The 25,966-nt window shown below is 46.5% G+C and carries 26 protein-coding genes, 1 tRNA gene, 1 rRNA gene and 2 riboswitches; of the genes, 17 read left to right on the top strand and 11 right to left on the bottom strand.

Features of this window, described 5'->3' with window-relative positions; all coding sequences use genetic code 11:
* The first annotated feature begins 7 nt into the window (after positions 1 to 7).
* From rrf to KJS65_RS29295, 12 genes are all read left to right on the top strand, one after another.
* Positions 8 to 124 (top strand): 5S ribosomal RNA (gene rrf / locus KJS65_RS29350).
* A 137-nt stretch (positions 125 to 261) separates the two neighbouring features.
* Positions 262 to 1,575, top strand: a complete 1,314-nt coding sequence (locus tag KJS65_RS29345; RefSeq protein ID WP_213653283.1) for an S-layer homology domain-containing protein — start codon at positions 262 to 264, stop codon at positions 1,573 to 1,575.
* 266 nt (positions 1,576 to 1,841) lie between these two features.
* Complete coding sequence (guaB, locus tag KJS65_RS29340) at positions 1,842 to 3,299, top strand: IMP dehydrogenase (protein WP_213653282.1); 1,458 nt, start codon at positions 1,842 to 1,844, stop codon at positions 3,297 to 3,299.
* Between the two features lie 231 nt (positions 3,300 to 3,530).
* Complete coding sequence (locus KJS65_RS29335; RefSeq protein WP_213653286.1) at positions 3,531 to 4,838, top strand: D-alanyl-D-alanine carboxypeptidase family protein; 1,308 nt, start codon at positions 3,531 to 3,533, stop codon at positions 4,836 to 4,838.
* Between the two features lie 148 nt (positions 4,839 to 4,986).
* Positions 4,987 to 5,868 carry a pyridoxal 5'-phosphate synthase lyase subunit PdxS gene (gene pdxS / locus KJS65_RS29330; RefSeq protein WP_136607596.1) on the top strand — a complete coding sequence of 294 codons (882 nt, stop codon included), beginning with the start codon at positions 4,987 to 4,989 and terminating at the stop codon, positions 5,866 to 5,868.
* A gap of 23 nt (positions 5,869 to 5,891) precedes the next feature.
* Positions 5,892 to 6,470, top strand: a complete 579-nt coding sequence (gene pdxT / locus KJS65_RS29325; RefSeq protein ID WP_213653281.1) for a pyridoxal 5'-phosphate synthase glutaminase subunit PdxT — start codon at positions 5,892 to 5,894, stop codon at positions 6,468 to 6,470.
* Between the two features lie 260 nt (positions 6,471 to 6,730).
* A complete protein-coding gene (serS, locus tag KJS65_RS29320; protein ID WP_213653280.1) occupies positions 6,731 to 8,017 on the top strand; it encodes a serine--tRNA ligase in 1,287 nt (428 codons plus the stop codon).
* 76 nt (positions 8,018 to 8,093) lie between these two features.
* Positions 8,094 to 8,182 (top strand) — tRNA-Ser (locus KJS65_RS29315).
* Between the two features lie 160 nt (positions 8,183 to 8,342).
* The gene (locus tag KJS65_RS29310; RefSeq protein WP_213653279.1) at positions 8,343 to 8,687 is read left to right on the top strand and encodes a hypothetical protein; all 345 of its coding nucleotides are present in this window, start codon (positions 8,343 to 8,345) and stop codon (positions 8,685 to 8,687) included.
* Positions 8,688 to 8,707: 20 nt separating this feature from the next.
* Positions 8,708 to 8,884 carry a hypothetical protein gene (locus KJS65_RS29305; RefSeq protein ID WP_213653278.1) on the top strand — a complete coding sequence of 59 codons (177 nt, stop codon included), beginning with the start codon at positions 8,708 to 8,710 and terminating at the stop codon, positions 8,882 to 8,884.
* A gap of 21 nt (positions 8,885 to 8,905) precedes the next feature.
* Complete coding sequence (locus tag KJS65_RS29300) at positions 8,906 to 9,064, top strand: small acid-soluble spore protein P (RefSeq protein WP_213653277.1); 159 nt, start codon at positions 8,906 to 8,908, stop codon at positions 9,062 to 9,064.
* Between the two features lie 301 nt (positions 9,065 to 9,365).
* Complete coding sequence (locus KJS65_RS29295) at positions 9,366 to 10,448, top strand: hypothetical protein (RefSeq protein WP_213653276.1); 1,083 nt, start codon at positions 9,366 to 9,368, stop codon at positions 10,446 to 10,448.
* 89 nt (positions 10,449 to 10,537) lie between these two features.
* On the opposite strand, the gene tadA is transcribed toward KJS65_RS29295, so the two are convergent.
* Positions 10,538 to 11,044 carry a tRNA adenosine(34) deaminase TadA gene (tadA, locus tag KJS65_RS29290; RefSeq protein ID WP_280531369.1) on the bottom strand — a complete coding sequence of 169 codons (507 nt, stop codon included), beginning with the start codon at positions 11,042 to 11,044 and terminating at the stop codon, positions 10,538 to 10,540.
* A 343-nt stretch (positions 11,045 to 11,387) separates the two neighbouring features.
* On the opposite strand from tadA, the gene KJS65_RS29285 reads away from it, so the two are divergent.
* Positions 11,388 to 13,682: an ATP-binding protein gene (locus tag KJS65_RS29285; RefSeq protein ID WP_213653275.1), complete on the top strand. Its 2,295-nt coding sequence runs from the start codon at positions 11,388 to 11,390 to the stop codon at positions 13,680 to 13,682.
* A 14-nt stretch (positions 13,683 to 13,696) separates the two neighbouring features.
* Positions 13,697 to 14,401: a 23S rRNA pseudouridine(2604) synthase RluF gene (gene rluF, locus KJS65_RS29280; RefSeq protein WP_213653274.1), complete on the top strand. Its 705-nt coding sequence runs from the start codon at positions 13,697 to 13,699 to the stop codon at positions 14,399 to 14,401.
* An 88-nt stretch (positions 14,402 to 14,489) separates the two neighbouring features.
* Here the strand turns inward: rluF and motB are convergent, their stop codons facing one another.
* Entirely contained in the window at positions 14,490 to 15,299 is an 810-nt protein-coding gene (gene motB, locus KJS65_RS29275; protein WP_213653273.1) for a flagellar motor protein MotB, read from the bottom strand.
* Complete coding sequence (gene motA, locus KJS65_RS29270) at positions 15,283 to 16,083, bottom strand: flagellar motor stator protein MotA (RefSeq protein WP_136607605.1); 801 nt, start codon at positions 16,081 to 16,083, stop codon at positions 15,283 to 15,285. Before motA ends, motB begins: the two co-directional genes overlap by 17 nt.
* Positions 16,084 to 16,422: 339 nt before the next feature.
* Here motA and KJS65_RS29265 point away from each other — a divergent pair, with 339 nt between their 5' ends.
* Both KJS65_RS29265 and KJS65_RS29260 read left to right on the top strand, forming a co-directional pair.
* On the top strand, positions 16,423 to 16,716 hold the full coding sequence (locus tag KJS65_RS29265) for a hypothetical protein (protein WP_213653272.1): 294 nt from the start codon (positions 16,423 to 16,425) through the stop codon (positions 16,714 to 16,716).
* Positions 16,717 to 16,906: 190 nt separating this feature from the next.
* The gene (locus KJS65_RS29260) at positions 16,907 to 17,212 is read left to right on the top strand and encodes a 4a-hydroxytetrahydrobiopterin dehydratase (protein ID WP_213653271.1); all 306 of its coding nucleotides are present in this window, start codon (positions 16,907 to 16,909) and stop codon (positions 17,210 to 17,212) included.
* 84 nt (positions 17,213 to 17,296) lie between these two features.
* On the opposite strand, the gene KJS65_RS29255 is transcribed toward KJS65_RS29260, so the two are convergent.
* The 6 genes from KJS65_RS29255 to KJS65_RS29230 all read right to left on the bottom strand — a co-directional run bounded on the left by KJS65_RS29255 (position 17,297) and on the right by KJS65_RS29230 (position 23,278).
* Positions 17,297 to 17,656, bottom strand: coding sequence for a c-type cytochrome (locus KJS65_RS29255; RefSeq protein WP_136607607.1), 360 nt, complete (start codon positions 17,654 to 17,656; stop codon positions 17,297 to 17,299).
* A gap of 156 nt (positions 17,657 to 17,812) precedes the next feature.
* Positions 17,813 to 18,304 (bottom strand): GNAT family N-acetyltransferase, encoded by a 492-nt coding sequence (locus KJS65_RS29250; protein ID WP_213653270.1) that lies wholly within the window; start codon positions 18,302 to 18,304, stop codon positions 17,813 to 17,815.
* A gap of 244 nt (positions 18,305 to 18,548) precedes the next feature.
* On the bottom strand, positions 18,549 to 19,040 hold the full coding sequence (locus tag KJS65_RS29245; RefSeq protein ID WP_213653269.1) for a C40 family peptidase: 492 nt from the start codon (positions 19,038 to 19,040) through the stop codon (positions 18,549 to 18,551).
* Positions 19,041 to 19,044: 4 nt separating this feature from the next.
* Positions 19,045 to 19,182, bottom strand: a riboswitch (cyclic di-AMP (ydaO/yuaA leader).
* A gap of 387 nt (positions 19,183 to 19,569) precedes the next feature.
* Positions 19,570 to 20,034, bottom strand: coding sequence for a C40 family peptidase (locus KJS65_RS29240; protein ID WP_136607610.1), 465 nt, complete (start codon positions 20,032 to 20,034; stop codon positions 19,570 to 19,572).
* Positions 20,035 to 20,039: 5 nt separating this feature from the next.
* A riboswitch (cyclic di-AMP (ydaO/yuaA leader) is annotated at positions 20,040 to 20,179 on the bottom strand.
* Between the two features lie 265 nt (positions 20,180 to 20,444).
* On the bottom strand, positions 20,445 to 21,278 hold the full coding sequence (locus KJS65_RS29235) for a hypothetical protein (RefSeq protein WP_213653268.1): 834 nt from the start codon (positions 21,276 to 21,278) through the stop codon (positions 20,445 to 20,447).
* A gap of 11 nt (positions 21,279 to 21,289) precedes the next feature.
* The gene (locus KJS65_RS29230; RefSeq protein ID WP_213653267.1) at positions 21,290 to 23,278 is read right to left on the bottom strand and encodes a M1 family metallopeptidase; all 1,989 of its coding nucleotides are present in this window, start codon (positions 23,276 to 23,278) and stop codon (positions 21,290 to 21,292) included.
* 203 nt (positions 23,279 to 23,481) lie between these two features.
* Here KJS65_RS29230 and KJS65_RS29225 point away from each other — a divergent pair, with 203 nt between their 5' ends.
* Positions 23,482 to 23,991 carry a YwhD family protein gene (locus KJS65_RS29225; RefSeq protein WP_136607613.1) on the top strand — a complete coding sequence of 170 codons (510 nt, stop codon included), beginning with the start codon at positions 23,482 to 23,484 and terminating at the stop codon, positions 23,989 to 23,991.
* A gap of 93 nt (positions 23,992 to 24,084) precedes the next feature.
* Here the strand turns inward: KJS65_RS29225 and KJS65_RS29220 are convergent, their stop codons facing one another.
* Together KJS65_RS29220 and KJS65_RS29215 are read right to left on the bottom strand one after the other, a co-directional pair.
* The gene (locus KJS65_RS29220) at positions 24,085 to 24,732 is read right to left on the bottom strand and encodes a DNA-3-methyladenine glycosylase (RefSeq protein ID WP_213653266.1); all 648 of its coding nucleotides are present in this window, start codon (positions 24,730 to 24,732) and stop codon (positions 24,085 to 24,087) included.
* A 19-nt stretch (positions 24,733 to 24,751) separates the two neighbouring features.
* Entirely contained in the window at positions 24,752 to 25,813 is a 1,062-nt protein-coding gene (locus tag KJS65_RS29215) for an endonuclease/exonuclease/phosphatase family protein (RefSeq protein WP_213653265.1), read from the bottom strand.
* Positions 25,814 to 25,966: the final 153 nt, after the last annotated feature.

Genomic DNA, 25,966 nt, shown 5'->3' with positions numbered 1-25,966 from the left:
AATCCTGTTTGGTGGCGATGGCGGAGGGGTTCCACGCGTACCCATCCCGAACACGACCGTTAAGCCCTCCAGCGCCGATGGTACTTGGACCGAAGGGTCCTGGGAGAGTAGGATGCCGCCAAGCAAAAAACCACTGTTGATAACAATCGACGGTGGTTTTTTTGTGTTCTCTAGAATTATTTTTTAATAGAATTACATGGTATACTTATATATTATAGTTAAATTATTCCTGATGTATCATGAGAGAGGGGTAAAGTACATATGAAAAAGAATAAAAAAGGTTTGGCATCAGCGCTTCTTACGGGTGTTTTGGTGATGGGAATTTCTCTACCCGCCTATGCGGCAGATTCGGAAGGGATTTCTCGCGGTGATTTTCTGAAATTGGTTACTTCTGATTTAAATATTGCAGGGACATCTTCTACACCGCTTCCTAAGGATGTAACGGTTGACTCTCCTTATAAAGATGCTGTCAGTGCGATGCTGGAACGTAAAGTAATTAAAGGATTCCCGGACGGAAGTATACGTCCAAACGAGCTGATCACCGGGAAAGATGCATCTGTGGTTCTGGGAAGGGTATTGGGTTTTAAAGACGAAGAAAGCATTAAACGTTTACAATCTGAAATGGGTATTGATTGGCAGACCCAACAGGTCCTAAATGCTTCCGATGTACAGTCTTCCTTGGCCAAGATACTTCGTAATGATCAGTCTGCGATTCAGCTGATGGATGCAGTGCAGAAGGAGATGGCTAGCTTACACTCTTACGAATCCCAAGTCGGAATGTCTCTAAATATGCGTCTTCAAGGCAATGATATGAATCAAAATAGTTTTAATAAGGATCTTCAAGACAAGAACAGCGATGAACAAAACACTGTATCTATGAAGATGGCTGTCGAAGGACAGATTCATCTGGATGACAAACAGGGCATGATGGAAAAGATGACAATGAAGGATTTTATGGGATCCGGTGATATGGAGTCTTTAACGTATATGGTGCCAGAAGGGATCTTTACGCAAAGCCCTGATATGGGAACAGGAGAAAAGCAATGGATCAATATGTCCAAAGGGATGCCTTCCTTTGATCAGCTCATGAAGCTCCAAAAAGAAAATGCGACCCAGATCAGCATCCTGAATCAGAAATATTTTATTTTCCGTGACTTGGGCAAAGACACCATTGAGGGCAAATCGTATGCGAAGGTGGCATTGTACGGTAAAATTCCTTCACTCAAAGGGCTGCTTAATGATACGCAAAGTTTGACCGGAGTGGGTGATATGATGAGTTCTCTGCCAAGTGAAGGCCAAGCAGCCGTGGAGAATATGGGAGTGGCTGCCAACATTGTATACTGGATTGATGAAGAGACTCATCGTATATATAAAGCCGACATGAATATGTCCTATACGATGCCGGCTGCTCAGGAAACACCGGAAATATCAATGGACATGACGATGAACATGGGGTACAGCAAGTATAATGAGCCGCAATCGATTAAGCTGCCAGAAGAAGCGAAAAAGGCTTTGACACTGGAGGAATACACGGCTCAAATGTCTGCAGCTGTACAGTCTCAAACAGGGAACTAATCATATTTTTGAATGAAACTTACGAAAATTGGACATCCCACCAAGGGATGTCTTTTTTTTGAGAGCTGTCTAGTACCAGTGGACATGTATTTGCAGGGATTAGACAGGTCCTTGTTCTGTTAGTTTTACCAGCCTCAATTCCTTGACAGCTTCACAGCGCCTTTGCTAAGATGGCAATAATATATTTTCAGAAAATGATTTTCAAGCCTTGCAGCATAAGGGTTTTGACGAATACAATACATGATAAATGAGGGGGAAATTCCGAGGTGTGGGAAGACAAATTCAGTAAAGAAGGATTTACTTTTGACGATGTATTGCTGGTGCCGCGCAAGTCTGAGGTATTGCCAAAGGAAGTGGACGTGTCCACAAGATTAAGCAAACATGTGAAGCTCAACATTCCACTCATCAGTGCGGGTATGGATACCGTTACCGAATCAGCCATGGCTATTGCCATAGCAAGAGAAGGCGGAATCGGGATTATTCATAAGAATATGCCGGTGGAGCAGCAGGCTGAAGAAGTAGATCGTGTAAAACGCTCAGAAAGCGGCGTGATTACGAATCCATTCTCCTTAACACCTGAGCAATTGGTTTCGGATGCTGAGCAAGTGATGGCAAAATTCCGTATTTCCGGAGTCCCGATTGTAGATGATCAGAAAAAGCTGGTTGGTATTCTGACGAACCGGGATTTGCGTTTTGTTCATGACTACAGCATTCAAATCAAAGAAGTGATGACTCATGAAAATCTCGTAACTGCACCTGTCGGCACGACGCTGGCGGAAGCGGAAGTACTTCTTCAAAAGCATAAAATTGAAAAGCTTCCTTTGGTCGATGATCATAACATCCTGAAGGGCCTCATTACTATAAAGGATATTGAGAAAGCGATCCAGTTCCCGAACGCAGCAAAAGATGCACAGGGACGTCTGCTAGTCGGTGCAGCTATCGGTATCTCCAAAGACGGATTCGACCGTGCTGAGGCATTGGTTAACGCTGGTGTGGATGTGGTTGTTGTGGATTCAGCCCATGGACATCACATCAACATTCTGGATGCGGTTCGCGAGCTGCGTGGCCTATATCCGGAGCTGACGATCATCGCAGGCAACGTTGCAACGGGTGAAGCGACTCGTGATTTGATCGAAGCCGGTGCATCTGTGGTGAAGGTTGGTATCGGTCCTGGATCCATTTGTACGACTCGCGTTATCGCTGGAATCGGCGTACCGCAAGTTACCGCAATATATGATTGTGCACAGGTTGCACGTGAATATGGTATCCCATTGATCGCCGACGGCGGTATCAAATATTCTGGTGAAATTACGAAGGCACTTGCTGCAGGTGGACATGCCGTTATGCTTGGAAGTATGTTTGCCGGTACAGAAGAGAGTCCTGGTGAATCTGAAATTTATCAAGGACGTCGTTACAAGGTTTATCGTGGCATGGGCTCCATGGCAGCGATGAAGCAAGGTAGTAAGGATCGTTACTTCCAGGATGATGACAAGAAGCTCGTCCCGGAAGGCATTGAAGGACGTGTCGCATACAAAGGACCACTTGCGGACACGATTCACCAATTGATCGGCGGACTACGCTCCGGTATGGGATACTGCGGAACGAAATCTCTTGATGAGCTTCGTGAAGATACCCAATTTGTTCGTATTACGGGTGCGGGCCTGCGCGAAAGTCACCCACATGACGTACAAATTACCAAAGAAGCTCCAAACTATTCCGTATAATTCAGAAGGATGTTTGCATAAATCCAACATCTTCTTGTACAGACAGGTCGAATTTCGCCCTGTCTGTCTTTTTTTGCTTTATCCCCTGTGATAGAATAGAACAAGTAAGAATTTAAGTTAGGCAAGAGGGGAGTTATACATTCATTGAGTAAGCATTGGAATCGTCCAAGCCGGAAGGCGGGACAACAAAAACACAAACGTCATCTCGTTAAAAAGAGCGTAGCTTCGGTTATGCTATTGAATATGTTATGTTTGTCCGCATTGCCTGCGGCCATGGTATTCGCTGCTCCGGCAAGCACTGCTGCAACCAGCACCGCGACAAGCACTGCAAGCAGCATTCAAAAGCCTGAACTGAACCTGAAGTCCGCGGTATTAATCGAGCCGACAACGGGTCAAATTCTCTATGCCATGAATGCGGATGAGCCACTGCCTCCGGCAAGCATGACCAAAATGATGACGGAGTACATCGTCGCCGAACAGATCAAGCAGGGGAAGCTGAAATGGACGGATCAGGTCACCGTAGGCAAAAACTCCGAAGAAACCATCGGCTCGCGTATTTTTCTTGCTGAAGGGGACGTACATACCGTAGAGGAACTGTACATAGCGATGGCTGTTGGTTCCGCAAACGACGCAACGGTTGCACTGGCCGAGAAGGTATCGGGAACCGAGCAGGAGTTTGTGAAGCTGATGAACAAGACCGCTCAGGAAATGGGTATGAAGACGGCCTATTTTATTAATGCAACAGGTCTTGACCGAGCTGACATGCCGAAAGACTTCCGGCCGGACACCGATAAAGAAGATGTCATGTCGGCAATGGATGCGGCCATTCTGGGCAAGCATATTGTTACCGACCATCCGGATTATGCCAAATATACTTCGATTCAATCGTATAAATTCCGTGAACGGGATAAAGCTCCAATTATTAACTATAACTGGATGCTGGAAAGCAACAAGAATATTCAGAATTTCAAAGCTTATGCTTACCCAGGGTTGGATGGTCTAAAGACAGGGCATACGCAAAACGCGGGTAACTGTTTCACATCAACGGCAGTCCGTAACGGTGTGCGCCTGATCGGCGTCGTCATGGGGGCCGACTCCGAGGCTCACCGTTTTACGGAAACCAAGAAACTTCTCGATTACGGCTTCGATAACTTTGACGTTAAACAGGTTGTAGCAAGCAAATCCAAAGTGGAAGGTCTGGATTCCGTTCCTGTCAAAAAGGGCGTTGAGACCAGCGTTGGCGTTGTGACCGACGGTGATATCAGCTTTATCGTACCTAAAGGCGCAGAAGCCAAAGGCGTTAAGTTCACAACCAAGCTGGATAAAGCGGACGGCCTTGTAGCGCCAATCAAAAAAGGCACCAAGGTCGGTACGATTACCTACACCTATAAAGCCGAAGGCATCGATAAGGCACAGACCAAAACGGTGAACCTGGTCACTTCCGAGGAAGTGGAAAAGGGCGGCTGGTTCCGTTTGTTCTTCCGTGCAATCAAAGACATGTTTGGCGACCTGTTTAACGGGATTAAAAATCTTTTTTAAGATATCAGTAACTGCGTTCTGAAAAGAATACAGCGGTAAGAGGGTTTTCTTAATTTCGAGCTAGTCAAATTGAATGTGGAACTGTACTTTCCTATCTACTTATAGAGGGAAAACAGATGACATGATATACATTTCGGGAGGCGTAGACATGGAAACGGGAACTTCGAGAGTCAAAAGAGGTATGGCAGAAATGCAAAAAGGCGGCGTCATCATGGACGTCATGAATGCTGAACAGGCAAAAATCGCTGAAGCCGCAGGTGCAACAGCGGTTATGGCTTTGGAACGCGTACCATCCGATATTCGTGCAGCCGGCGGCGTAGCCCGCATGGCTGACCCGACGATTGTCGAAGAAGTGATGAAAGTGGTATCCATCCCGGTTATGGCAAAAGCCCGTATCGGTCACTTTGTGGAAGCTAAAGTGCTGGAATCTCTGGGTGTGGACTATCTTGACGAGAGTGAAGTGTTGACTCCGGCAGATGAAGTATTCCACATCGACAAATGGGATTTTACAGTTCCGTTCGTATGCGGAGCCAAAGATCTGGGTGAAGCGCTGCGTCGTATCGGCGAGGGTGCATCCATGATCCGTACAAAGGGTGAGCCGGGAACAGGCAACATTGTTGAGGCTGTCCGCCATATGCGCTTTATTAACAGCCAAATCCGTAAAGTACAAAACATGTCGAAGGACGAGCTTTATGCCGAAGCGAAAAACCTGGGCGTATCTTACGACCTTCTCGTTGGCGTACATGAAAACGGCAAGCTGCCAGTTGTAAACTTTGCTGCAGGCGGAGTGGCAACACCAGCTGACGCCGCGCTCATGATGCATTTGGGTGCAGACGGCGTATTCGTAGGCTCCGGTATTTTCAAATCGGACAGCCCTGAAAAATTTGCCCGAGCGATCGTTGAGGCAACGACTCACTTCCAAGACTACAAGCTGATTGCTGAGGTTTCGAAGAACCTGGGTGCTCCAATGAAAGGCATCGAGATTTCGAAGCTGAGTCCGTCTGAACGGATGTCGGATCGCGGCTGGTAAACGAGAGAGAAGGCTAACGACATATGAAAATCGGGGTATTGGCACTTCAGGGTGCCGTAGCAGAGCATATTCGCAGCATTGAGCTTGCTGGCGCAGAAGGCGTCGCGATTAAGAAAAAGGAAGAGCTTCAGGAGATTCAGGGCCTGATTATCCCTGGCGGTGAAAGCACGACAATCGGCAAGCTGATGCGTAAATACGATTTTATGGATGCCATACGCCAGTTCTCCGCGGAGGGTAAGCCTGTTTTTGGGACTTGCGCGGGCCTGATCGTGCTTGCCAAATCGATAGAAGGTCAGGAAGAGGCTCACTTGGAGCTGATGGATATGACCGTAGCCCGTAATGCCTTTGGACGCCAGCGGGAGAGTTTTGAGACCGACCTGGATATCAAAGGGGTCGATGAGCCAGTCCGGGCTGTGTTTATTCGAGCGCCATTAATTCGCAGCGTGGGAGAACAAGTGGATGTAATATCCTCTTACAATGGTGAGATCGTAGCGGCTAGACAGGGGCATTTACTGGCATCTTCATTCCATCCGGAGCTCACCGATGATTACCGGTTCCATCAGTATTTCGTGGATATGGTAAAGGCCAGCCGAGCGTCATAGAAGCCTGCCTTTATACCGATATATAACATGACAGACACCTTGACTCTTTTTATGATATCTAAAGGCCCCAATAGGGTAAGCTTTAGATAAGGGGAATGATACAGCTTGCCTCTCCGGTGCAAACCGGATGGCAGGCTGGGCATCTCCACAAGGGTCGGGGTTATTTTTTTGATGTGTATGTAAACGGGAGTACATCTTAGAAGATTTCTTTAGTTTTATGAAGTAAGGATACATGCAAGATTTTTAGGAGGAATTGTCCAATGCTGGATGTCAAAATATTGCGGAGCGACTATGCAAAAGTCGAACAGGCGCTGAAGAACCGCAACAAATCGCTGGATTTGATCGCAGGTTTTCCTGAGCTTGATACGCGCCGCAGAGAATTGCTGCAGGAAAGTGAAGCACTGAAAAACCGCCGTAACACCGTGTCGGGTGAAGTAGCTAAACGGAAAAAGAACAAGGAGGACGCGGAAGAATTAATCCTTGAGATGCGTGAAGTGTCAGATCGGATCAAAGCCATGGATGAAGAAGTCCGTGAGCTTGAGGCTTCCATTTCTGATCTGATGATGGCGATTCCTAATATTCCGCACGAGTCGGTCCCTGTTGGGGCTTCCGAAGAGGAGAATGTGGAAGTTCGCCGCTGGGCAGAGCCAACGGAATTCGATTTTCAACCCAAGGCTCACTGGGACGTTGCACAGGCTCTGGACATTCTTGATTTTGAAGCAGCAGCCAAAGTAACGGGCTCGCGTTTTACCTTTTATAAGGGACTTGGGGCGCGTCTGGAACGTGCTCTGATTAACTTTATGATGGATCTGCACAGCAGTGAGCATGGTTATGTGGAGATGCTTCCGCCTTACATCGTAAATGGAGACAGTCTGCGTGGCACAGGCCAGCTGCCGAAGTTTGAAGAGGATCTATTCAAAATCCGTGACACGGATTATTACCTGATCCCTACTGCTGAGGTGCCTGTAACGAACTATTACCGCGATGAAATTTTGTCAACAGAGGATCTGCCGAAGCATTTTGTTGCGTACAGCTCTTGCTTCCGTTCTGAAGCCGGTTCGGCAGGCCGTGATACCCGCGGACTGATTCGTCAACATCAATTTAACAAGGTAGAGCTGGTGAAGCTTGTGTCTCCGGATTCCTCTTATGAAGAGCTTGAGAAAATGACTGCCAATGCTGAGCATGTGCTGCAGCTTCTGAAGCTGCCTTATCGCGTGCTGGCGCTTTGTACAGGTGATATGGGGTTTTCCGCCGCAAAAACCTACGATCTCGAAGTATGGCTGCCTGAGAGCGGTATGTACCGTGAAATCTCTTCGTGTTCCAATACGGAGGACTTCCAGGCTCGCCGGGCGAATATCCGGTTCCGTCCTGAACCGAAAGCCAAGCCTGAATTTGTGCATACACTGAATGGTTCTGCGCTTGCAGTTGGCCGAACAGTCGCTGCCATTCTGGAGAATTATCAGCAGGCTGACGGTAGCGTGACAGTACCTGAGGTATTGCAGCCTTACATGGGCAATGTGAAGGTTATTAGTCCTAAAAATAAATAAAGCTTGATCATAATAAAAATCTGTGGTAAGATATTTTTGTTACGCTTTATGTAATTGAAAAATTCTTTTACCACCTGGAGAGGTACCGAAGCGGTCATAACGGGGCGGTCTTGAAAACCGTTAGGGGGCAACTCCACATGGGTTCGAATCCCATCCTCTCCGCCATATATAACAACGACAGAAGTCATTTCTTTAAAAGAATGGCTTCTTTTTTTATGCCCTTTTTTCTTCTTGGGAATCAATTCGGATCGCGCGATGATGCTTATCATAACGAATAAATTTTTAAGCTTCTCCGCACATTAAAGTGTAGGGGAGGTGTGATGAAATGAACCGAGATTTTCAACTAAACCAAAACCAGTTAGTCCATGCCTGGCAGTCGCAGCTGCCGCAAAACCTTGATCCGTCGGATTCCGCCCAGGTCCTCGCTGATGAGGCAAACCCTAATGCCCTCAGAATCCATATTGATTCCGCAGGGCGCCAAATGTACTCCTTTGACTTCCAGTGCTCTTATATGGATACGCGTGAAGTAAAGGTCGATTTGGTGGATGTGGAGCGGGATGGAAGAACAGTGGATGAAAGAACAGAGATCATTCAGGATATGGCACAGGGGTATTCCCGTCAGATCCATGAATGCGCTCAAGCACTCCATGATGTGACTCATCACTCTTAAAAGGGAAATGAGGGAAGAAGATGACTAAGGCCAAACCCGGACTGGATAAGAACCTGAGCAATGTCATTGATGAGCTGAACGAAGCACCTGTAAATAGCCATCATGCTCAGCAAATCCAGCAGGACGAAAACGATCGCCGGCATGAAGACGCCCGCAATCATCACAAGCCCGCGGATCTGACACATCCGCATTCTTAATCCAAAATGGGGGGAATACCGATGAGCAAACCAAAAGCGATTCCCGTACCTGAAGCCCAGAGGGAAGAACAGCGCGAGCATCACCGGAACACCGGTGGAAACTCGATGCAGGAGCCACTTTCTGGCTCGAAAAAGGTTAAAAACCGTAATCATGTGGATCATTTGAATAAAGAGGGCTAAAATCTCTCGCAAAATTGGAAACTGCAAAAAGCATTCCAGCATCCGCTGGAGTGCTTTTTTTGTTGAATTTTTATGGTCGTTATATGTGAAAAAATACGAAGCAGCTGTCATTTTCCGTATTTTTGCAACCTCATAAGAATAGTGCCGTATTACAAAATGTGAGCTCACGCAACAGGAAAAAAAGGAAATTACTTAATTTGCAAACATAAAATTTCCAGAAATCTGTTTCAGTTAAGATCAAAATCGTTTATGATTAATAGGTGCGTTATCGTTTTAGAGAACCGAGAGGAGAGAGAAATCCATGAACAAGAAGTTTGCTATCCTGATTCTTACACTGCTCATGTCCATGACGGTGGTCCTTGCAGGATGCACGAGTAAGCAGGAACCGAAAGACGCGATGAAGAGCGCAACGGGGAATGCGATGAAGATGACTTCATATGAAATGAAAAGCAAGGTGGTCATTAAAGATTTGAAGGTAACCAGCGCGGATACTGAAAACACGGCGGCTACCGAGCAAGTAATGAGCATGCTCAAAAATGCGGAATTGACAGTTGATGGGGTATATCAAAACGATCCGATGCAAACTGAGCTTACCATGGGTATTAATCTGAAGGGCGATATGTCCATGAGCTTTAATATTCCAATGGTAATGACTAAGGAAAAGCTGTATGTTAAAATTCCAAGCATTCCAATGCTGCCAATTCCGGAAGACGTAGTTGGTAAATATCTGGTTCTAGATATGAAGGAACTGGCTGAGCAAGAGGGAACGAAATTCAATCCAGATTCAATGGATACGAAGAAAACACAGCAGCTCTCCAATGAAATCATGAATACGTTATACGGTGAATATGACGGAAACAAATACTTCAAAGACATTAAAGTTAAGGACGCGAACCTGCCTGAGGGTGTAGATGCCAAGCAAGTGGTTCAGTTCTATGTAACCAACGAGAACGTAAAGGAAGCAGCGGAAATCTTCGTGAACAAGGCGATGCCTAAAATTCTGGATATCGTTGCGAAGGATGAGTACCGCGAAATGCTGGGTCTGACAAAAGAAGATATTGATAAAGCGAAATCAGATCTGAATTCGGCGAATCAGGATGAGCTCAGTAAAGGGCTGAACGACCTTAAGAATTACCTGAAGATTAACCAGTTTAACGTGAATACAGCCATTGACAAAAAGGATTTCCCTTCCTACCAGGATGCTGTTGTCAACGTTGAAATGAATGATCCTGAAACCAAGGATAACATGATGCTTTCGATGCAAATGACGAACCAATACAGCAAGGTTAACGAAAAACAAACCTTTAAAATCGGCATTCCAAAAGACAGCGAAGTTATCACCATGGATGAGCTCCAAAAACAAATGGGCAGTGCGTCTTACTAAGCGCTGAAAACCGATACAATAAAAGGCCTGGCCGGGATGAACCCCGGCCAGGCCTTTTATATTTTTTCGGATCAACCGATAAGATGTTTTTATGGCTTCTTACGCAGCTTGCGGAAAAACTGCGTTAGCATGGAGGAGCATTCCTCCTGCAGTACACCCTCAATAACTTCCGTGCGGTGATTAAAACGCGGCTCTTGCAGCAGATTCATCAGTGTACCGGCGCATCCAGCCTTCGGATCTCCAGTTCCGTATATCACCTGCGGAATTCGAGACTGAACAATGGCTCCTGCACACATGGGGCAAGGTTCAAGCGTCACGTAAAGACGGCAATCGAGTAGGCGCCAGGCTCCGATGGTTTGGCTGGCTTCCCGGATGGCCACAATTTCCGCATGTGCGGTGGCATCCTGTGAGGTTTCACGGAGATTGTATCCTCGTCCGATAATTTCTTCCCCGCGCACAATAATGGCCCCAATCGGAACCTCGCCAATATCTGCAGCCAGTTTAGCCTGCATCATGGCTTCCCTCATCCAATACTCATGCACAACTTTATCCACAGTTTCATCCACAGTAAGGGGATGCTTCTGTTGTTCTTTCAAGGTTAAAAGCCTCCTCTTGTCAAAAAACGGTTTATTCAGCGAACAAATATTCGGTTGTTAACATGCTGTGAATATTTTTGTGGATAACAATTTCGTTACTCACAGATTTATCCACAATTATTCCTTGATAAAATGTGGATATGTGTATAAAGTGTATAAATCATCTTCTTATTTTAGAGAAGGATTAGCCGAATATCAATCTAAAGTGATTAATTTCCGCTTTTTCCGGGTTATAAGAAGCGATCCAGTTTTTAAGGCAGTCTTTTCAAATGAGAGGGTTTGGAGTTATGATGAAAGGTGTATTTATTTAGCTTCAGAGCTTTCCTTGCCAAGAGGTGGTCCTTTGTCCATTAAAAATAAAATAACCCTCATCATGTCTGGCTCCTTGTTGTTGATACTGCTTTTATACATACTTCTTAGCTTCTACACGACACAAGCCAATCTGAAGAAGGACAGTGAGAGCAAAATGCTTATCGCTGCCAGGCAGGTCGCTGCATCCATTGAGCAAAGCCGATACAGTTCAGATTATGTCGAGCGCCAGATCGGCGAAATGCTTAGGATGGCCTCGATATTGGCAGCCAAAGAGCTGCCGGAGGATTATCATGATATCGACAACAACAAGCTTAAAAAGCTGAGCCAGGAAGTAGGCGTAACCGATATTTCCCTTATGGTGCGCACTAGAGAAGATGTGGTCATTATTAAATCCTCTGATCCTAAGGAAATAGGCATGTCCACACAGGATTGGGGATTTTGGTTCACTGCATTTAAACAGCTGTTTAACATGCAGAAGGTTACGGTATCACAAGGAATGTATATAGATAAGTTTTGGTCAGGCCCTTTTGAATATTCAACATCAAACCCCGGTTATATCGACAAATGGGGCTATTACTATGATGGCAAACGAAATTATATGATTGACCCTTATATCAGAAGCGATGCCGTCAACGATTATGCCAAGATGGTAAGTCCAGAGGCTGTCCTGGACAAGACCAAGGTAGTGAACCCGCAAATTTTGGAGATCACATGCATCAATCCGCAGACATTTGGTAATGAGCGCATGACGGATAATGGATTTGACAGTTTTAATATAAAATTACGAAACCGTCCGATTCAATATGGTACCTATAATTACGGAGATGTATCCAAGGACAAGCAAGCCGTATCCCAAGCCGTTAAAACAGGCTCCAATGTTGTATTCGATACCCGTATTCATGGGGAGAAGGTAATTAAAAGTTTCATTCCGGTTTTTAATCCCGATCAATCGGTTTACATTATCAGCATTGTCATGGACTATCAGATCATTTCACAGATCCTTCATGAACAGTTATTTAACTACATTGCGATATCGGCGGTCCTGCTGTTGGTTGTTATCATTGGAAGTTATGTGCTGGCCGGCTATTTTATTCGCCCGATTAAGTCTATTCTGGTGAAGGTCAGGCATGTATCGGAAGGGCATTTCGACACACCTCTTATCATCAACAGCAAGGATGAGCTGGGTCTGCTGTCCTCGAAGATTAATACCATGACCGCCAGCTTAAGCGATTACACGAACCAGCTGAAGCAGGCAGTAGAGGAGAACAAATCGGTAAAAGATCATTTGGAGTCAATTATCCAGCAAACGGCGGATGCGATCCATACCGTCGATTGGTCAGGCCGTGTTCTTCAGGTTAACAAGGCCTTTGAAAATCTCTATGGCTGGAGCAGCTCCGAGGTGCTCGGTAGGCGTCTGAAGATTGTCCCCGACTTCCTGGAGGATGAAGAGCAACAGAGGCTGAAAGCATTGCGATTAGGCGATCAGCTGCCACCAACGGAAACGCTGCGCCTGAAAAGAGATGACTCTCTGGTTGAGGTAAGTATAAGTACGGCTCCTGTAAAGGATGAGGACGGCAATATTATTTCTTTTATTAGCGTCTCTAGAGATATGACAGAACGCAATAAGATGGACGAGCTCCTGCGGCGCTCTGAAAAGCTGACTACGGTGGGACAGCTTGCCGCAGGCGTAGCGCATGAGATACGCAATCCACTGACGACTCTGCGAGGATTTTTGCAGCTGCAGCGTGAGAATAATCGCTTATCGCCGCTCCATAATGAGATTATGCTGTCGGAGCTGGATCGGATTAACCTGATCGTTAGCGAGTTTCTGATTCTGGCCAAGCCGCAGGCCATTCAATTTCAGGTGAAGAGCATCCGGAGTATTTTAAATGATGTGATTTCTCTTCTCGACAGCCAAGCACATTTATTCGGCATCGAATTCAAATTTGAATTCGAGCAGGAGGACTTCAAAGTGCATTGCGAAGAGAATCAGATGAAGCAGGTTTTTATTAATATCATCAAAAACTCGATTGAAGCTATGGAAAACGGCGGTATCATCAGAATAGAATTATTCAGACTAAATCCTGAGGAAATTGGGATAACCATTACCGACCAGGGCATTGGTATTCCGAGCCATATCATGCCGAAGCTGGGTGAACCCTTCTTTACCAGCAAGGAAAATGGTACAGGCCTTGGGCTCATGATCAGCCAAGGTATTATTGAAGGCCATAAGGGGATGATGGAAATATTCAGTAAGCCGGGGCAAGGAACCCGGGTTGACATCATATTGCCTTTGGCAGGAGATACAGAACAGACCAAATCATAAGGGGGAAGAGCCCATTGCGGATTAACAAATTTATTAGTGAGACAGGGTTCTGCTCCCGTCGCGAAGCGGATAAGTGGGTAGAGAGCGGTAAAGTAACCATTAATGGCGAGCCAGCGGTTCTCGGCAGCCAAGCGGAGGAAGGGGATGATGTGCGCATTGACGGCCGTCCTCTGAATGAGAAGAATAAAAGTCATGTCTACATTGCCCTGAATAAACCTGTGGGCATTACGAGTACGACAGAGCAGCATATCAAAGGCAACATCGTTGATTTTGTAGGGCATACCGAGCGGATCTTTCCGATCGGAAGGCTGGACAAGGATTCGGAAGGGCTCATTCTCATGACCAGCGACGGGGATATCGTCAATAAAATACTGCGGGCCGAGGGCAAGCATGAGAAGGAATATATCGTGACGGTCGATCAGCCCATTACGACCTCATTCCTAACGGGGATGGCCGGAGGCGTGAAGATCCTAGGTGAGATGACACGCCCATGTATCATTACACGTGTATCCGAGCGGGTGTTCAAAATTATTTTGACAGAAGGAAAGAACAGGCAGATCCGCCGAATGTGCAGCGCCTTTGGATACAGCGTGCGGAAGCTTCAACGCATCCGGATTATGAATATCACCCTGGGATCTCTCCCAAAGGGAAAATGGCGCGATTTGACCGATGCTGAGAAAAAGGAACTCAGCGGTTTGCTCAATTACGAACTTCAGTAGAGGCCATCACGCTAAATAATGAAAATAACGATTAAAAGCTGTATTTATCGTATATAACGAATAATACAGCTTTTAGCTTTTTAAGTTGTTATTTGGTTTTATCCGATGTTTGCTGTGATTCATCCGTATATTTACGGATGATGGACACTTCAACCCGGCGGTTTTTCGCCCGGCCTGCGTCCGTCGCATTAGAAGCGATAGGATGGAATTCTCCATAAGCAGTTGAAGTGAATTTTACCGGATCAAGTTTTGCATTTTGCAGTAGAATCTTCATAAAGTGAAGCGCCCGGTCGGAGCTTAAGTCCCAATTGGAGGCATACTCACTGTTAGAGATTGGCATATTATCCGTATGGCCCGACACGACCACATTATAGGTTGGGAACTGCTGCAGCATATTGCTGATCGCTCCGGCTAACTGCCGGGATTCCTGCTTCACGACAGCGCTGCCTGATGCAAAGAGTGCGTTGTCACTGATCGTAATCGTCAGCTGGGATTGATTCAGCTTCGTATTGAGCAGAGTGGTCAGTCCATTATTGCTAATATATTGATCGAGCTGCTTTTTCAGCTTCTCCAGGTCTTCTTGTTCCTGTTTCGCCAGCTGGGATTTCTGTTTTTGCTTGTCGGCATTGTTTACGACATTTTCCTCGCTGTTTTTCTTGCCTTTATCGAGGTTTTTGTCCGAAGGCAGAGCCGAGCTGAAATTCAGAACTCCATTGCCGGTACTGAGCGCTGTGTTAAAAGCTTCGCTCATTTCTTCGAATTTTTTGTTATCCGTGGCGCTCATAGCGTACATCACGATGAACAGCGCCAACAGCAGGGTCAAAAGGTCGGCATAGGGAAGGAGCCACGATTCATCGGCATGCTCCTCATGAGGCTCATGTCTAGTCTTTTTGCTCACCTGCAGCAGCCTCCTTCTCATTCATTTGAGCGCGCTCGGAAGGGGTTAGGAAGACGGAAAGCTTTTGACTGATTGCAATTGTGGAAACCCCGGATTGAATGGACAGCAGTCCTTCGATCATCATGAGTTTCAGTTCGATTTCCTTCTTGGATAAGCGTTTCAGCTTGTTGGAAATCGGGTGCCACAGCACATAGCCTGTAAAAATACCAAGTAGTGTCGCGATAAACGCCGCACCAATCGCATGCGCCAGCTCGCCCATATTCTCCATCTTGGTCAGGGCGGCGATCAGGCCGACAACGGCCCCGAGCACCCCGAGAGAAGGAGCATACATACCGGCTTGGGAAAAGAGCAGTGCACCCGCACGGTGCCGTTCTTCTGTAGCTGTGATATCTTCCATCAAAACATCACGCACAAAGTCCTGGTCATTGCCGTCAATAATCATCCGCATGCCGTTCCGCAGGAAGTCGTCATCGATCTCCTCCACCTTGGTTTCCAAGGCAAGAAGTCCTTCACGGCGGGTAATGGACGCCCATTCCATGAACATTGTGATTAAATCACGGCGCTCTACCAGTCGTTGCTTAACAAATACCATTTTCAGCAGCTTAGGAAATTTCTTAAGCTCTGACATTGGAAAACCAATAAATAACGTAGCGGCCGTGCCCCCGAGAATAATGACATAAGCGGCGGGGGTAAGCAGAGATATCAAAGGTGCCCCTTTGAGTATCATGCCGACAAAGACCGAGACCAAACCGAGTATCAGGCCGATAATTGTTGAAATTTCCATTGCACACCTCATCCATGAGAAATAAAATTGAATCCTTTCGTGCACCATGTTTGCATCCTTGCAAAATGATGTGCTGCACCAAGAAACGTAATATATTATTTATCGTCAGGATTCTCTTTTTTTTTAAGGGGATTTTTCCGTTATAATGAAACAAAGGGGTTCATCAGTCCTATCATCGCTTGGTTAAAACGGCCAATATACAAGCACTACCCTATATAAAATGAACTATAGATAAAACAGACGTTCATTATCGACAGAACAAATCGGGATATTTGAAAGCAAACGGAGTTGGGACCTGCATAGATCAGGGCGATATGTAACCAGACGGAGGGAATAGCTATGGGAGTTAAGCATGGACGTGATTATGACGGAATTTTGAAGGATCTGACGAATGCAGTGGGTGAGATCCCTGACAGCTATCAGTTTTTTGAAATGGAAGAAGGTGAATGGCAGCAGCTGAGTCCCGATGAGAAGCGGGAGGTACATGAGGCGCTGGCGGAAGATCTCTTTTATGGTTTGGGTGCTGAGCCTGTCATTGAAGTTGGAAGCGGTGTCGTTATGTATGACAAGGATAACCACCGCATTAACCTGTTGATCGGGGATGAGGAGCTGACCGTAGTCCCACTCATCTAGTCCATGGGCCGAATGGATTTTTGAATATCTGGCGTGTTAAGATATAACAAGTGCTTGGCCTTGAGGACGGCCATATTCATAAATATTTAATGACCGGAATACAATGGAAAAAGTTAAGGAAAGCCAGGTAAAGACACATCCTTTACGCTCTTGCATGAAGGGTGTTTGGTTTCAGGGAGGAAATAAGAATATGGTTTATACGCTAGAAGAAGTGGAAGCACATTTAGCGAAGTTGGAAGGCTGGGAACTGGAAGAAGGGCGCTGGATCGTGCGCAAATTTATTTTTTCCAACTTTATGAAGGGGATTTCATTTGTCGACGAGGTTGCTGCGATATCTGAAGCCTTCGATCATCATCCTTTTATCTCGATTGATTATAAGAATGTAACATTACGCCTGACGTCCTGGGATGACGGTGGTATTACCGCCCTTGACATCAAGGAAGCGCATCAGTTTAATGAACTGTTCGAAAAGATGCGCTCAGGCGAGAAACGCTAGACTCAGGCGTTCGTACAGCAAAAAAAACACGCTTCGGTAAGACCTCACGGTCTCGAAGCGTGTTTTTTTATTTCTTAAGGATCATTATTTTTTGGCTGCGAGCCACTGGGCTACGTTAGCAATTTCTTCACTCTTCAGCTTGTCTTTGAATGAAGGCATGCCGCCTTTACCTTTAGTAACGATCGTATAAATTTCTTCGGCAGAAAGCTGGGAGCCGATTTTTTGCAGGTTAGGTCCGACACCACCCTGCAGTTGGTCACCGTGGCAGCTAATACAGCTTTGGGCTTTAATCGTTGCTTCAGCCGCTGTAGCATCCATGGTCACTTCAGGCATCGTTGGTTTTTGTTCTTCAGCAACTTGTTCTTTGCCAGGCAGTGTAAACATGAGCACGATGGCAAATACACATGCAATCGCTAACACACCGCTCAAGATCCATTTTTGCATCCGTTTTCGTCCTTTCTATGTAAACTACGGTTCTTCATTTCTTCATTATAACGGAACAAGCCGGTACATCAAATAGTTTGTGACAAAAAGGTAAACGAAAGCAGCGGAAAGGCCATTAAAAATACACAATTTTGTACCATTTATCATTGACGCAATTTAATCTTCTTTATAGACCATGCAGTGAAAACGGCCGATACCTTCCGGTGTCTGCTTTTCATAAGTGTCGGTAATCTCAAATCCTGCCTTAAGGTAGGTGCGGATGGCACGTTCATTCCAGTCTTGGACCTCCAAATCTACAGGCAGTCCGGCATAGCGTGTTCTCGCTGCCTGGATGATAGCATGTACAAAGCTTTTACCCAGTCCGTGTCCGCATAAATCAGGCCTCATGCCGATTCCGAGCCGTATAACATTCACCATGGGGAAGAGCTGTGCAAAGCCGCATAGAGCCCTCTCAGCGTCCAGAACAGACATATACTGCTGTCTCCGTACTTCAGGATCTCCAAGCTCAATTCCGAGCGCCTCCATTTGCTCCCAAGGAAGCCAGCCATAAACCCGGTCGTAAGGTGGTTCATATCTCCAACTGCAGCAAATCTCAGCTTGCTCATGATTCATGGGAACAACAGTGAAAACATCTTTTGAAACGCTCATAGCGTAGGCCCCCTTTTGTTAGAGAAAGCGCTGATCCTTAGGATTTGAAAATATTTTAAAATATATTCCTTACCTCTGTCATTTCACATGTTTATTTACCAGTAGGAGGGGTAATGAAATAATGTAGGCAGTTCCTGGTAATTAAATACAGCAAAGATGCCGACAAAAAAACCCGCTACTTGAGATTTCGGCAAAAATCTCAAGGTACGGGCTTTCGTTCAAACCTGGCAGATGCTAAAAAGCATTACTGCACGTCATCATTGTCTTCGGAATCAACGGCGGCGGTTTGATAAGTATCCGTGCTCATGACTCGTTTCGCGCCAACGTAGCGGTTGACGTAGTAGCTATCACTTAGCGAACTAACCATAACTCCGCGGGATGTGGAGGCATGTGCAAACTTTCCGTCGCCGACATAGATTCCGACATGGGAAACGCCGGAGCCAGAGGTATTGAAGAATACAAGATCTCCTGCTCTCAGGTCGCTGCGGGAAACGGCCGAGCCCATACTAAACTGTGATCCGGATTGATGCGGCAGGTTAATGCCCAGATGTTTGAATACGTATGCTGTAAATCCGGAACAGTCGAAGCCACTCGTTGTAGTTCCTGCGGTTTTGTATTTCGTACCGATAACATCATCAATGACTTTGTCCATTTTGGAGTCTGCGAAAGCGCTTCCGGCTCCAACGGTAAATACGATTGCAAAACTCATGACTGCTGCTGCAAGCTTCTTTTTCAAACAAATATACCCCTTCCGGTGCCTGCGAGGTTAGCTTAAGGATTCGGTAGAAGGTCCCCTATGATCCCTCTGTTGCAAGATCAATTCACCCGTAATGGTTCCCCCGCTTCCCTAGTGTGAGGAAATTCGGCATATATTCTCTACACTATATAAATCAGGAAACGTTTCTTTTTCAAACGGTTCTGCAAAGATTACAAAGTTGTTACTAACTCACTGGGACTATTGTAACAAAGGAATTTTAATTTGGCAATTGTTTCTATCATTAATAAGCGAAAAAAATCAATTTTTTTTAGAAATAAGGAAATATTTAGATGATTTTATAGGAAAATATGTTTATTTGTTGATGGGATGGGTAATTGAGGGGTAAGCGAGAAAAGATATTTGAAGTTTTTATAAATTTTTTTATGAAAAGTTGTTACCTATTAGCCGTTTCATACGTCTAATAGGTAACAAGAAACCCGCGGTAGGGGATTTCGGCAAAAATCTCCAGCGCGGGCGTGTAAGTATTACGTATGTTTATGGGTAAGTATTAGTTGTAGACAGCTGCTTTATATTTAGCAGTGCTCATGACTCGTTTGGCGCCAATGTAGCGGTTGGCGAAATAACTGTTGCTTAGTTTGCTGATTGTAACACCCTTGGAAGAGGATGAATGTGCAAAATTTCCATTACCAACGTAGATTCCGACATGGGAAACGCCTGCGCCAGTCGTATTGAAAAATACCAGATCTCCAGCTCTCAGGTTGCTCTTGGAGACTGCGGTGCCTGTTTTAAATTGGGCGCTGGATTGGCGTGGAATGGAAACACCCAGCTTTTGAAATACATAACGTGTAAAACCAGAACAGTCGAACCCGTTTGTGGTGGTTCCGCCGGTTTTGTAAGTAACCCCGATCGTTTTATGGACAACATTATTCAGTGATGAATCCGCGAATACGCTGGTTCCCATCGAGAACATAAGTGTTAAGCCAAGTGCGGCTGCTGCAAACTTCTTTTTCAAAAACATAAACCCCTTCCGGTTGCCTGCGAGGTTAGCTTAAGGATTCGGTAGAAGGTAGTCCCCTATGATCCCTCTGTTACGAGATCAATTCACCCAAAGTGGTTCCCCCGCTTCCTGGTGCCAAGGAATTCGGCCTTGATCAAGCACCTGAAAGTGACTGGTGGCATGGTATCTTATTAATTGGTAGTTGTTGTTGAAATTCGTTTACAGCACAATTTGAATAGTTACAGTAATTATTACAAAGTTGTTACTAAGTTCGTACCGGATTATTGTATCAGAGGAATGCCGCTTTGGCAAATACATCCGGCACTTAAAAACAAATAAAACCCCATCCCTTTCCTTGTGGAAGGGTGGGGTTTTTCTTCTATCAAGGGATTGAAGTGATGACAAAAAATTAACCATTAGAATTTTTATTTTTCTATATTTTTGTGAGCCTGATGATGCCATAGATCAAACTTGGCGGAAATACCCCATAATCTCATCATACAGCTGACCAGGTGATAGCCTTGCTGGAGAATGAGCGCGATGATCCCGGCCCAGATTAATGAGATGCCTGTACAGATACTAAATAGGAGCAGACTAGTTATACCAAGCACAATCGAAATACCGATTAAAGGTGCCGAACCGCGCAGACAATGCCATAAGGGAGCAAGGAGGCCGGTACCGCCGGTCTTGCCAAACTGCATAAAGAGATTGAGCTGACGAATGATATAGCTGTACAGGAGCCATGCTGCTGCATAAGGAAGGATTTGCAGGGCAAGGGTTTGCACCTGCATACCGTTCAGCAGAATCTCATAGATCTTAGGAACGATCCAGTAGGCAGGTGCCGCAATCAATATCCATTCCACCAGGTGGAATAAAAACACGACCTTTCCATGGCGTTTCATCCCCTGGAAGAAGTATAGACCAATTTCACCTTCACGTTCCCGGTGCAGTCCGTAGAAGATCCCAGCATGGATGAAGGGAGTGGCCAGCATGCGCAGCACGCACATGGAGATCAGGATCCAGACGTACGTATGAACGGTTCCGCTCGTGGACAGGCTCATTTTGCCTTCAATATAGTAGAGCAGTTGGCTCAGCTCATTGGGTGGTGGATCAGGATAGCGCATGAGCAGCGGAACGACGGCCGAATGGACCAGACGGTACAGGAAGTATCCCCAGATCAGCTGGTACAAAAAGAGAATGATGACGATATAAAATTGATTTTTAAGACTTTTCCAGCCATTTGAAATATGGGATTTCACCAGTTCTCACCTCACCAGGACAGACTTCCAAGCAGAGTCTCAATCAGCTTGGTGATGCTCAAGTTCCAGCGGATCAGCACCTTGTTATCCATATCCGCCTTTAAATAGTTGTTAATATGCTTGTTCTCCATCACAATCGAGTATTTCGGATCAACCATTGCCCAGGCCAGCGGCGCGCTGTATTCCAGCTTAAACTCGGCGCTGTCACCTGTTCCGTTCCAAACCTTGTTCAGCGTATGGCCGTCGGTAAAGGTGAACATGATCGGAACCTCAGAATAGTCGCCACCCTTTTTCGAAATCTTGACGGTGGATTCATAGACAGGTGCTGTATCGTTGTCATTTTTGTGTACAGAGATGGAGTCTACTGCGAAATCGGCCATCTGATTGCCGTATACATACTGGTCAAAGAAGGTTTGCCACGATTCATGGGTAACCTGCTCGACCACCTTTTGGAAATCAGCTGTTGCAGGATGCTTGAACCGGTACTTTTTAGCATAGGTGCTCATAATTTTACTCATGGTCTGCGAGCCGACCTGCTGTTCCATCCCTTTCAGAAGCAGCTTGGCGCGGTAATAAACGTTGAGCGCGTATTGATCCTGTGAGCCGTATTTCCATGCTTCTTGCGTTAAAGACATGGGTGAAGAAATGATTGAGGCTTGGATCGGCAGGTTTGGAATAACGCCATACTCCTGCTCCATGAGCTTATCCTCAGCGTATGAAGTGAAACCCTCATCCAGCCATGCCTCTTCAAACTCATTGCTGGCTAGCATGCCGTAAAAATATTGATGTCCGATCTCATGGATGACCGTCCGTTCCAGATCATAACCGGGTGATTCGTCTTTGGCGCCGAAGGCTGTTACCAGCGTTGGATATTCCATCCCGCCAGCCCCGTTGCCTGATTCAGGCGGAACGACTATGGACAAGGTAGAGTAAGGGTATGAACCATACCATTTGCTGAAGTATTTGAGAGCAGCTTTGGCGGCGAAGAAATATCTTTCCTTCAAGTCCTTATGAGCAGGGTCCAAATAAAGCTTGATCTTTACGCCCGGTACCTCGGCAGAGGAGAAGGGCTCCTCAGCGACAACAAAGTTTGGTGACGCTGCCCAGGCAAAGTCGTGAACATCGTCGGCATAAAACTGATAGATTTTTTCGTTGTTGCGAACCTGTGCGGCCTGTACAGGAAATCCGGTTGCGGCGACGATATAGTTGTCCGGTACATGAATGCGGACGCTATAGATGCCAAAGTCAGCATAAAATTCGGAGTTCCCATGGTATTGATGCAAATTCCAGCCCTCTGTCGTCCGCCCCCTCACGCCCGCAGGCTCGTAGACGCTGATTTTTGGGAACCACTGTCCGGCCATGACAAAATCGTCCGCGGTACCCATTCGGGCGAATATTTTAGGGAGCTTGACCTCAAACTGGATGCTGAGCGTGATGCTTTCTCCACCCTTGACGGGTTTAGGAAGCCGGACTTTGACAAGAGTCTTGTCCTTTGCGTTGCCGTCGTCAGGTTGGACATACTGGATACGATGCATAAGTGAAAGGCCTTCAGCAGTTTTCATATCGGTAATGGTCATGGAGCCAAAGCCGTCCGCAGGCATGGAGTCATTCCGGAGCTTGCCTCCAGATTCTTTCATAAAAGTGGAGTCCATGGATGAGAAGGCGTTGGGGTACAGATGAAAGTACAGCTCGTTCACTGTTTTTTTCCCGGGGTGAGTCCATGTCAACGTCTGGGTTCCTTTGATCACACGGTTCTCCGGATCGAGTGTCGTGTCGATGTGGTATTCCACAACCCGCTTGCTGAGAATCTCAGCCGTTGGTTTTTGTACGCTCTCTTGCTGAACAATCGGAGTGGATACCTTGGGAGGCTTGGCCTGATCCGGAGCATAGGAAGGCTGTGTTTCCGGTGTATCCCTGAAGAAGAGCCACCCTGTTCCCGCGAGCAGGATACAAAGGGCGAGTAACGACGAAATGACGATTTTGGCGCGTGCTGGAGCCATATACGAATACCTCCCGTTGACAAGCATCTAAAGCATGTATATGTTGGCATTCCAGCGATTATTAGTTAAAATAAAATTAAGTTCATGGATATCAAAATATCAAAGCAGGATGCCTATTCGGTCAGTTCCGCAAAAACGCGGCTCCCGCTTCAGCGAGAGGCAAGCCCGAGTAGACGTTTTTCTAATAGGAGGAACACGAGGGTATGGATAATAAGGAGCAGATAGGCAAAAAACAAATCGCACTGAATATTGTCAGTGGCAAGAGCAAGCATAAAATGGGATTTGGTGCAGGTTCGATTGATCTGAATAATATTTCGCCGGTCATTATTGACCGCGGCGTGGCGACGATTGACATCGGTGCCATGCATGCCAAAAGTAAGCCGGAACGCCGGATCCGTTTTTCCGCAAACCGTGAAGATGTACCAAACGGACGCCAGGTGTGGATCATTTGGGTAGCGGTTGATCGTAATGAGGACGGTCAGTTCTACGGCGGAGCCACAGCCAGTGAGATGTGGGTTGATGAGGAAGAGCGCCGGGGCTGGAAAATTCTCGCGGAGCATGTCAACCGGATGGATTCTGCCCTCAAACGCAAATTTATGCTGGATGAGTTAGGTGCCGAGGAGAAGAAGCTGCTTAAGGACCTGCTGGTTTCCCATAACGAGGAATGGTGGGAGAAGTCTCCTGAAGAGCTGAAGCAAGCGCTGGAGGCTTAATCTTCGAAGAGGCATCGAAAATATCAAAAGGGTCTGCCGACTGCTTGTTGTAATCAACAAGAGTAGGTCAGACCCTTTTTTATAAATGAAGATTTATGCTTGTCTAAACGGAATCGGATGTTTATCTTTGACGGATACATACGGATTTCCTTCTATATAGAAGCGCCATGGCTTCGATACATAGTCACCGGCATAATCGATGTTGACCCGCGGAGACGCCACAATAGGAAGATACCGCACGGGATCTCCGCTCTCAATACGAAGAGGTTTATTCATTTGGTTCAACGAACATCCATTCAGGCTTCTGTCAATGCGCAGTGCGCGGCACAGCTTGCCGGGTCCATTGCTTAGACCGACTGTCTTTCCTGAAACTGGCCCCCGGTATCTCCACATAAGCTCTTCATCCATACCACTTAAAGGCTCTACGGCACGGATAAGAACTGCCTGTGGATCATCCTTATCCCCCACAACCACATTCAGACAGGAGTACATACCATAGATCAGGTACACATAGGCGATACCACCTGCGGCAAACATGACCTCCGTCCGCGCAGTACGCCGATTGCCAAAGGCATGGCTTCCCTGATCCTCTGCGCCTCCGTAGCTCTCGGTCTCTATAATGCGGCAGCGGATTTCGCCGTCCTCGGTCACGCGGACCAGCGTTTGTCCAAGCAGAAGCGGGGCTGCCTCCAGTGCTGTCCGCGACAGCAGAGAAGGGCTGATCAGATTCGTTTTGTGCATGTCACAGCGCCTCCTGGCTTTACTTCAATTTAAATTGAGCCGTAACCGGATTGTGATCACTGTGCTCATGTTTCAAGTCGTGGCCCTCGACTTTAACAATCTCCACATTTGGAGAGACGAGAAAGCCGTCAATGACAGCCCGGAAATTCACGCCCTCCTGATAAGCGACATCCACCGTCCGTACAGAGGGTGTGTTTTTGTCCACCGCCCACTGGAAGCCTTCCGGCTTGAAGCTTTCAGGAAACGGCTGCAGCCACTCCGGCCAGTCCTGGGTAGCTTTAAACGCTTTAGGATCGGTTCCGGGCAGCGAGTGATTCCAGTCGCCTCCCACAATCAGATAATTACCCTTCTTGGCTTCTTTCTTTATATATTCACCCAAAAATTGCAGCTGCTGCTTGCGGATGCTTCCCCCTTTATCGAACGCAGACAGGTGAAGATTGACAAGGACAAGCTCTTTTCCATTCTCCACGGGAATACGGTTTTCGATAAAGGCCCGGTCCAGGTCGAACAACTGCTGCGGCCATGCTTCTTTACCGGGAAGAGCATAACGGGTCGCGCTGGTGCTTTTATAGGAAGAGAGTGTCAGCATCCCGCTATGAGCAGAGCCCATAGGTTGCATCACCGGCACGGGAACCCAAGGCACTTTGTAATTATCCGCATAGGAGTAGCTATAGCCCTTAAGGAAATTCTGCAAAGCACCAACCTCATCAATGTTATAGCTGCGCGATGACTTGATATCAACTTCTTGAAGAAAGATCATATGGGAATGATTGCTCTTTAAAAAGGTTCCAATGCCGTTCAGATTTAGAACCGTTTGTATCTTGCTGCGTGAGCGTGACTGAGTTCCGCCGTCCATAAAGAAGTCTTCATCCTTATCCAGCCCGGCATAACCGATATTAAACGTCGTGACGGTGAACGCGGTCTCCTTTTGCAGCATGTTCTCCTGGTTATCCGTGATTGCAACGGGCTCCGTTGCCTCCGGCTTATAATCTGTCAATGTCACATACAGTAAAAACCCACCTACGAACAAAACGGCGGCAAGCACGATACTACCGAGGATCCACATGATTTTTTTGGCCATTCGGAGTCTCCCTTATCTACAAAATATCATAGCGAATATCACCCATATCCTGGATGCAATCACCCATATCCTGGATGCAATCCTAATGTATCACGCGGGATGAAGGAGGTCTAGCGTGAGCTTCGATTAAAAAAAGCCAACCCCGTGATCATG

The sequence above is a fragment of the Paenibacillus sp. J23TS9 genome, from assembly GCF_018403225.1.
GTDB lineage: Bacteria > Bacillota > Bacilli > Paenibacillales > Paenibacillaceae > Paenibacillus_AQ.
Note: the sequence above shows the minus strand (reverse complement) of the source record. Positions and strands in the feature narration are given on the sequence as shown.

Excerpts from the sequence above, each read along its gene's own strand:
- KJS65_RS29345 (WP_213653283.1), top strand. The coding sequence starts at position 262 with ATGAAAAAGAATAAAAAAGGTTTGGCATCAGCGCTTCTTACGGGTGTT.
- KJS65_RS29335 (WP_213653286.1), top strand. The coding sequence starts at position 3,531 with ATGCTATTGAATATGTTATGTTTGTCCGCATTGCCTGCGGCCATGGTA.
- pdxS (WP_136607596.1), top strand. The coding sequence starts at position 4,987 with ATGGAAACGGGAACTTCGAGAGTCAAAAGAGGTATGGCAGAAATGCAA.
- pdxT (WP_213653281.1), top strand. The coding sequence starts at position 5,892 with ATGAAAATCGGGGTATTGGCACTTCAGGGTGCCGTAGCAGAGCATATT.
- serS (WP_213653280.1), top strand. The coding sequence starts at position 6,731 with ATGCTGGATGTCAAAATATTGCGGAGCGACTATGCAAAAGTCGAACAG.
- KJS65_RS29310 (WP_213653279.1), top strand. The coding sequence starts at position 8,343 with ATGAACCGAGATTTTCAACTAAACCAAAACCAGTTAGTCCATGCCTGG.
- KJS65_RS29305 (WP_213653278.1), top strand. The coding sequence starts at position 8,708 with ATGACTAAGGCCAAACCCGGACTGGATAAGAACCTGAGCAATGTCATT.
- KJS65_RS29300 (WP_213653277.1), top strand. The coding sequence starts at position 8,906 with ATGAGCAAACCAAAAGCGATTCCCGTACCTGAAGCCCAGAGGGAAGAA.
- KJS65_RS29295 (WP_213653276.1), top strand. The coding sequence starts at position 9,366 with ATGAACAAGAAGTTTGCTATCCTGATTCTTACACTGCTCATGTCCATG.
- motA (WP_136607605.1), bottom strand. The coding sequence starts at position 16,083 with ATGGAAATTTCAACAATTATCGGCCTGATACTCGGTTTGGTCTCGGTC.
- KJS65_RS29265 (WP_213653272.1), top strand. The coding sequence starts at position 16,423 with ATGGGAGTTAAGCATGGACGTGATTATGACGGAATTTTGAAGGATCTG.
- KJS65_RS29260 (WP_213653271.1), top strand. The coding sequence starts at position 16,907 with ATGGTTTATACGCTAGAAGAAGTGGAAGCACATTTAGCGAAGTTGGAA.
- KJS65_RS29255 (WP_136607607.1), bottom strand. The coding sequence starts at position 17,656 with ATGCAAAAATGGATCTTGAGCGGTGTGTTAGCGATTGCATGTGTATTT.
- KJS65_RS29250 (WP_213653270.1), bottom strand. The coding sequence starts at position 18,304 with ATGAGCGTTTCAAAAGATGTTTTCACTGTTGTTCCCATGAATCATGAG.
- KJS65_RS29230 (WP_213653267.1), bottom strand. The coding sequence starts at position 23,278 with ATGGCTCCAGCACGCGCCAAAATCGTCATTTCGTCGTTACTCGCCCTT.
- KJS65_RS29225 (WP_136607613.1), top strand. The coding sequence starts at position 23,482 with ATGGATAATAAGGAGCAGATAGGCAAAAAACAAATCGCACTGAATATT.
- KJS65_RS29220 (WP_213653266.1), bottom strand. The coding sequence starts at position 24,732 with ATGCACAAAACGAATCTGATCAGCCCTTCTCTGCTGTCGCGGACAGCA.
- KJS65_RS29215 (WP_213653265.1), bottom strand. The coding sequence starts at position 25,813 with ATGGCCAAAAAAATCATGTGGATCCTCGGTAGTATCGTGCTTGCCGCC.